9 protein-coding genes are annotated in these 6853 nt (G+C 43.2%); 6 read left to right on the top strand and 3 right to left on the bottom strand.

Features of this window, described 5'->3' with window-relative positions; all coding sequences use genetic code 11:
- The first annotated feature begins 121 nt into the window (after positions 1 to 121).
- From WKT17_RS14675 to WKT17_RS14650, 6 genes are all read left to right on the top strand, one after another.
- Positions 122 to 439, top strand: coding sequence for a hypothetical protein (locus tag WKT17_RS14675; RefSeq protein ID WP_330026958.1), 318 nt, complete (start codon positions 122 to 124; stop codon positions 437 to 439).
- 3 nt (positions 440 to 442) lie between these two features.
- Positions 443 to 718 carry a VanZ family protein gene (locus tag WKT17_RS14670; RefSeq protein WP_330026967.1) on the top strand — a complete coding sequence of 92 codons (276 nt, stop codon included), beginning with the start codon at positions 443 to 445 and terminating at the stop codon, positions 716 to 718.
- A 182-nt stretch (positions 719 to 900) separates the two neighbouring features.
- Complete coding sequence (locus WKT17_RS14665) at positions 901 to 1488, top strand: Rpn family recombination-promoting nuclease/putative transposase (RefSeq protein WP_319017078.1); 588 nt, start codon at positions 901 to 903, stop codon at positions 1486 to 1488.
- 48 nt (positions 1489 to 1536) lie between these two features.
- On the top strand, positions 1537 to 1782 hold the full coding sequence (locus tag WKT17_RS14660) for a hypothetical protein (RefSeq protein ID WP_319017079.1): 246 nt from the start codon (positions 1537 to 1539) through the stop codon (positions 1780 to 1782).
- A gap of 382 nt (positions 1783 to 2164) precedes the next feature.
- Positions 2165 to 2980, top strand: coding sequence for a PD-(D/E)XK nuclease family transposase (locus WKT17_RS14655; RefSeq protein WP_291683491.1), 816 nt, complete (start codon positions 2165 to 2167; stop codon positions 2978 to 2980).
- 385 nt (positions 2981 to 3365) lie between these two features.
- On the top strand, positions 3366 to 3839 hold the full coding sequence (locus WKT17_RS14650) for a MazG family protein (RefSeq protein ID WP_173750090.1): 474 nt from the start codon (positions 3366 to 3368) through the stop codon (positions 3837 to 3839).
- A gap of 70 nt (positions 3840 to 3909) precedes the next feature.
- On the opposite strand, the gene WKT17_RS14645 is transcribed toward WKT17_RS14650, so the two are convergent.
- The 3 genes from WKT17_RS14645 to WKT17_RS14635 are packed head-to-tail and all read right to left on the bottom strand — an operon-like array spanning position 3910 to position 6532.
- Positions 3910 to 4272: a VOC family protein gene (locus tag WKT17_RS14645; protein ID WP_173750091.1), complete on the bottom strand. Its 363-nt coding sequence runs from the start codon at positions 4270 to 4272 to the stop codon at positions 3910 to 3912.
- 41 nt (positions 4273 to 4313) lie between these two features.
- The gene (locus tag WKT17_RS14640) at positions 4314 to 5021 is read right to left on the bottom strand and encodes an MBL fold metallo-hydrolase (RefSeq protein ID WP_173750092.1); all 708 of its coding nucleotides are present in this window, start codon (positions 5019 to 5021) and stop codon (positions 4314 to 4316) included.
- Positions 5018 to 6532: a D-alanyl-D-alanine carboxypeptidase family protein gene (locus tag WKT17_RS14635; RefSeq protein WP_173750093.1), complete on the bottom strand. Its 1515-nt coding sequence runs from the start codon at positions 6530 to 6532 to the stop codon at positions 5018 to 5020. Before WKT17_RS14635 ends, WKT17_RS14640 begins: the two co-directional genes overlap by 4 nt.
- Between the last annotated feature and the right edge of the window lie 321 nt (positions 6533 to 6853).

The raw sequence follows: 6853 nt of genomic DNA, 5'->3' as shown, positions 1-6853 counted from the left end.
TTATCTACGGTTGGAATAATGCGTCTCTCAATTATTCCGAAAACATATCGAAAATTGTGATTTTGCGGATAGGAAGAAAGTGAACAGTAAGTGCGGAATTATCATTAAGGAAAGAAGAATTATGTTAGAAATTATAAAAAGTATTATTACAAACGTACTCACCGCACTCTATCAGCCTTTCGGTTTTGCTCTGCTTCTGGCCGTACTATTCATGTTTCTGTGTATGTCGGCTCGCGAGCATGGCTGGAAGGTCATTTGCAGAAAGTGGTGGGACAATTTTAAGTCGGACAAGGTTTTCCGGCGCATGTTTTTTCTCGCTTTTTATTCGGCCATGATACTGTTCCGGACGTTACTGAACCGGAATATGTGGGCGAATCCCTTATCCAATGTAATGGGAAGCTGGGGGGTGTACAATGAAAAGGGAGAATTGACCACCTAGGCCATTGAAAATCTGGCTTTGTTTATTCCCTTTGCGGTGCTGCTTCTGTGGGCGCTGCAGGAGAAATACTGGAAAGAAAATTTAAAGTTTGGACAGATTCTCTGGAGAGCAGTGAAGACGGTGTTTTTATTCTCCCTGTGTATAGAATTTGCCCAGTTGTTTTTCCGGCTGGGAACGTTTCAGATATCGGATTTGGTTTACAACACCCTGGGCGGAGCCATTGGCGGTATTCTTTATTTTGCAGGGTGTAAAATAAAGGGGCAAGGGAAATCGAAATAATGCCAACATGAAAAGCTGGCGTTACTTATTTCTGGGGAGCCCATTATAAGGAAAGTGGTTCTGTGCTGCCGGAATATACGGATGGTAAGCAGAAACTGAATTTTTTAGAACCAGATATAGTCTATTCCGTAAAATCATGCTATAATCTCTTCATAGGATTCCCCTGTAGAGCAGGAGGAAACATGAAGAAACGAAAAACATTACAGGACCTGACAATCAAGGATAACTTTCTTTTTGGTGCAGTCATGAGCGTGGAGAAAAACTGTAAGGGATTTCTGGAGATGGTGCTTGGATTTTCCATTGCTCATGTGGTTGTGAGCAGGGAGAAGAGCATCGTCTACCATCCCGAATACAAAGGCGTCCGCCTGGACATCTATGCGGAGGATGAGAACCATACCCATTACAACGTGGAAATGCAGATGAGAAAGAAGAAAGCCCTGGGAAAACGAAGCCGGTACTACCACAGCCAGATGGTGATGGAAGCACTGGCAAGCGGAGAAGAGTATGAAACCCTGCCGGATACCTTTGTAATCTTTGTCTGCGATTTCGATCCCTTTGGAGAGCGGCTGTACTGCTATACCTTTGGAAATGAATGTAAGGAGAATAAAAAGGTGAAGCTGGATGACGGGAGTTATACGATTTTTCTGAGTACCAAAGGGGAAAATGAGGAAAAAGTGCCGCCGGAGCTTGTCAGGTTTCTGAAGTTTGTGACGGCTGATTTGGAAGAGAGCGAAGGGGATTTTCAGGATGGACTGGTGAAACAGTTCTAGGAGACTATTCGCAACATCAAGACAGACCGTAAGATGGGAGAGCGTTATATGATTTTTGAAGAAATGCTGCGAGAGGAAAAACTTGAAGGTCGACTGGAAGCAACCAAAGAAAACATTTTGGAACTTCTGGAAGATTTGGGAGAAATCCCGGACGGACTGCGGGATAAAATCGCAGGGCTGGAGGAACTGGAAGACTTGAAGGTTTTGCATAAAATAGCTGCCAGCGCACATTCCTTATATGCGTTTGAGGAGGAAGCAGAGAAGTATCTGCAATCCAAAGCAGAAAAAGAATAAAATCGGTGGTGGTTCTATACCGCCGGAACATATCTGTCTCAATGCTGTCGGAAGCATTGGGGTCTATGAGGACTCTTAAAATAAGAGTGTCTTACTGATTCAGAAAAGATTCAATAAATTGACAGGGGAATTCTATATCCAATACAAGAATGATAAAAGAAAGGTGCAAGGGAAATCGAAAGTAAGTGCAAAATAGTTTGACGGATTGCTTTGTAGAGTTTGATTATTCTGGGGTAATCCGTTATAATAAAGGAAAACATCCGTGGATTTTTGACATTCCAGGGAAAATACCATCAGAAGACGTAATTTAAAGTACATGAGATGACACTATACCAGTTACTATTAGAAGAGGCTTAAACTTAAAAATGAGCGAGGTGTTCATGTGCAGAAAACAAAACAGAATGTAATGAATGAAAACGAAAAAGATTTACAAAGGATAAAAGAACTTCGTCTGATGGATGATGACTTCTTTTCAGAAGCTCTGGATGGAAAGATTGAAGCAGTCGAATATATCTTGAATACTGTTTTAGAACGGGATGATATAAAAGTGAAATCCACAAAGGCACAGGTAGAATATAAAAGTGCAACAAAGCGTTCCATAATCTTGGATATCCAGGCAGAGGACACGGATGGAAAACTCATGGATATAGAAATCCAGCGTTCAGATCGGGGAACAGGAGTGAAAAGGGCAAGATTTCATAGTAGCATGATTGACCGTTCGCTGCTCTGCAAAGGAGATGAGTTCGAAGATTTAGTTGATACATATGTAATTTTTATTACTGAAAATGATAAATTCGGCATGGGGATTCCACTTTATCATGTTGAAAGAAGAATTACAGAGATGGAGTATGCATTATTTGCTGATGGAGCACATATCATATACGTGAATGGTGAATATAGAAATATGGAACATCCTGTTGGGTGTTTGATGTATGACTTCCACTGCAAAGATGCAAAAGACATTTTGAATCCACTACTTGCAGAAGAAGTCAGATACTTAAAGGAAACAGAAGGAGGTCGAAGCCAGATGTGTAAACTTTTAGAAGAGATGAGAAATGAAGCTGCAGCAGAAGGAAATTATGAAAAAGCAGTAAGTACTGCTTTGAAAATGCTGGCAAGAGGACGTGATTCTATGGAAGAAATTGCGGAGCTGACGGGTTTGTCATTGGAAGAAGTTCAGGACTTGGCAGATAAATAAACAGTATGCGAGGAATGGTTTCTCTGATAATGTGTAGAGCATAATCGGGGAAATCTGGCAAAATCAGAAGGGCTTTCATCATACTTTTATTTTAGTATTCAGGGTTTATGTGTGCGGTTATATTCTTTTAGAAAATCTTCCTGAGCTGAATCAGATACCTGCCTGTCCCGGGGAGTTGGTTTGCAGAGGAGAGAAAGTATTCGGAACAGAAAGGATATACCAACAATGAATAAAACGGGAATTAAAAAATTCATGGGAACCTCCTTGGAAATCATAGTAAAAAGATGGATTGTCTAATAGAAAGAATATGCAGAAAAAAGGAAAATATGCATGAAAATAGAAAATGGGGGATTCGTAACGCAAGATGAGAAAGGAGATTGCCATCATGAACGAATTTGACAGATTGAAGCAAATAATAGCCCGTCTGCGTGGGGAAGATGGCTGCCCCTGGGACAGGGAGCAGACTCATGTGAGTTTAAAGCCGGCTTGTATGGAAGAAGCAGCGGAGGTTGTCTGTGGGATTAATATTCTGGAGGACACGGGCAATGGCGATAATTTGAAAGAGGAGTTGGGAGATTTGCTTCTGCAGGTGGTTCTCCATGCGCAGATTGCAGAGGAGGAAGGGCTTTTTACTCTGGAAGATGTGTGCCGCGGTATCAGTGAGAAGATGGTGCGCAGACATCCTCATGTATTTGGGCGGGAGACAGTGAACCAATCCGGTGAAGTGGTGACCCGGTGGAATGATATTAAGAAGGCGGAGAAGGCAGGAAAAGAATGGACAGACGATTATTTGCCGGAGGCTTTTGAAGAGGCAAAGGCATTGATTGACGCAGCAAAGAGGCGGAAGGGATTTGAATAATTTATGAGGAGTCCTTTTAAGCGCATCCGTAGTCTTAAAAGGACTGCCTCATGGATATTTTTAGCCGGATTTACGGCAAAATTTCCAGCCAGTATCCATCCGGGTCAGAAATGAAATAGATACCCATATCCGGATTCTCAAAGCAGATACAGCCCATTTCTTCGTGAAGCTTGTGTGCAGCTTCAAAGTCGTCGGCACGGAAAGCCAGGTGGAATTCGCAGTCACCCAGGTTATAAGCTCTGTCAAAATCTCTCAGCCAGGTCAGTTCCAGTTCAAAATCTGTGGTTTCATTTCCAAGATAGACAATGATAAAAGAACCGTCTGCAGCATTTTTGCGGCGTTTTTCGGTGAGTCCCAAAGCCTTTTCATAAAAAGCCATAGATTTTTCCAGGTCTCTTACATTGTAGTTTTCGTGAATCATTTGAAATTTCATAATAGGTATCCTCCTTAAAATATAATTGAGAGTGGGAAGGGTTACAGGGAAAATTCCTGTCCTTCCTGCTCTATGTTTACAACTGTTTTCTGATATTTGCTGCCCTCTGGAGAAGACAGAAATCCGGAAATAACGGAATAGTCTTTCCAGAAATGCATGGGAAATGCATATTTTACATGAGCATGCTCAAGGATATGAAGAAATCCTTTGCTGTACCACTCTTCCTGCCGGGGGTCCAGGGGAAGAAAAGCAGCCCATATGTCCAGATTTTCCAGGGGCTTTGTATAGTGCAGGAAGTTGGCAGTCATGTTGCTGTTATACTGCTTGGTTTCCCCCTGCCATACCCACCAGTTTAAATCTCCTGCATGATAAAGATATTTTCTGCGGTAATAAATTAGAAAAGCGACACCGCAGTCTGTGGATTTCAGTGTTTCTACGGTAAAATGTTCATTCCCGTCCTCCAGAGTAAAATCCAGTTTTTCTTCCGGTTTCATAAAACAGAGGTTTTCCGGAGAGATGCCTGCAGGCAGGTGTTTCCTGGTGTCATGAGAGAGAATGTAATGTACTTTTTCATGACGGATAGAGAAGATTTCCGGGTTAAAATGGTCACTGTGCCAGTGAGAAACAAAGATAAAAAGCGGTTTCTCCTGAGACAGCGGAGGAATCTTTCCCTCATAATAATCAAAAAGGAACAGACAGTTTTTTGTTTCAATCAGAAAACCGCTGTGGCTGATATAGGTTACCTTCATTGGTTTTTCCTTTCTCTTTGTTTACGAAGTTTTCTGCGTTTGCGTCTCCGGATAGAGCGTTTTATCTTTATAACCAAGGTTACGATATAGAAGATAAAGGCAGCAGCTAACAGAAACAGTGCAGGATATTTCCAGCTGGGGAGCTGGTGGAATTTACCTCCGATTTCACCCCAAAAGCCGTTCAGAGAATCTTCTTTTCCCTGGGAGGCAGTGGTCTGGGAATCTTCGGCACTGGTGGATTGCTGGGACTGGCGTTCCTGAAGCTGAAAGGTCTCCGCAGCCTGCAGGAGTTCCGGGGAGGCTTCCTGGGTGGAACTGCCCAGAGCGGTTTTTCCATAATAGTAATCCATTTTCAGGGAATTCTCTTCCAGGCTGACCTCATAGGTCAGGGATTCTTTGACGTCAGTGGGAACATCTATGGCAGAGTTTTCTACCACAGCATCCAAAAGTCCGTTTTCTTTCAGATAAGCGCCAAGGGTATTCTCTTTTGCAGGCGCCAGGGCTTCGTTGTCTGGTGTGAGTTTGCGGAAATTGGTAAAGCCGTAGTCAAAAATTGCTTTGGTATCATCGTAGTGGGACACATTATCCGCCAAAACCACACATACTAAGGTTGTGCCGTTTCTTTCTGCATAGGTGACCAGTGTATTGCCTGCTTTAACGGTGTATCCGGTTTTGCCGCCCAGACAGCCCTCATAGTGCTGGGCGCCGTCCAGTACCATTTTGTGGTGGTTATTCAGCCACCGTTCTTCATTGGTAATATTGGTTTTCGGCACAATGTAATAGGGTGTTTTGATGATTTCCCGGAAGGTTTCGTTCTGGAAAGCTGCCTGGGCAATCAGAGCCAAATCCCTGGCCGTGGTGTAGTGGTTTTCATCGTACAGTCCGTTTGCATTGACGAAATGTGTATTTTTACAGCCAAGTTCTTTGGCGCGCTGATTCATTTCGTCCACAAATTTGGGAACTGTGCCGCCGATATACTCCGCAACCCCGGAAGAAACTTCGTTGGCGGAAGCCAGAAGAATGGCATAGGCACAGTCTTTCATAGTCAGGGTTTCGCCGGGTTTGATACCGATATGGGTACTTCCCGGTTCGATGTTGTTTACCTCATCCGTAAAGGTTATCTGGGTGTCAAAAGGCACTTTTTCCAGCGCAAGCATGGCTGTCATAATCTTTGTAGTGCTGGCAGGGGCGCGCTTTTCGTCGATCCCTTTGGCATAAAGGATTTCCCCGGAATCCACATCCATTAAAATAGCTGTTTCTGCCACAACCTTTGGACCTTCAGGCCAGCCGGAAATTTTGTTGGACTGAATTTCCCAGTTATAGCTTTCCGGTACCTCCGGCGTGTCTGTCTGCTGATTGGCTGTGTCCTCAGGATTTTGGGAGGTGTTTTGGGCCGGAGCAGAGGCTGAAGAATCAGCTGCGGCAGCCATTGCGTCAACTCTGCCGGTATGGATACAAAGGCTTACAGCCATGCAGAGAATACCGGGCAGAAGAAGTCTTTTCTTTTTCATAGGAATCTCCATTCTGCCGCCGGAAAATCAACAGATCGTTCCGGGCGGCATAAAATTTACTCAAACTAATGTACATTATAAGCGGTTTGGAGAATTATATCAATAAAATTAGGCAGAGACAGCGGAGAAAATGTTTTAGTTGTTGCAAAAATTATGCAAGATAAACATTGTCAAAGTGGGCAACAACCGCTATACTGTAAGTATAAAACACACAGGAACAAACAGAAAAGGCAGAATGATTTTATCATTTTGCCTTTTTACGAATGTGCTCTGCGGGAAATAGAAAAGCACTGGTTATAACAAATAAAATAGGGGATGCAC

Source organism: Blautia sp. HCN-20427 (assembly GCF_037890365.1).
Lineage (GTDB): Bacteria > Bacillota > Clostridia > Lachnospirales > Lachnospiraceae > Blautia.
Note: the sequence above shows the minus strand (reverse complement) of the source record. Positions and strands in the feature narration are given on the sequence as shown.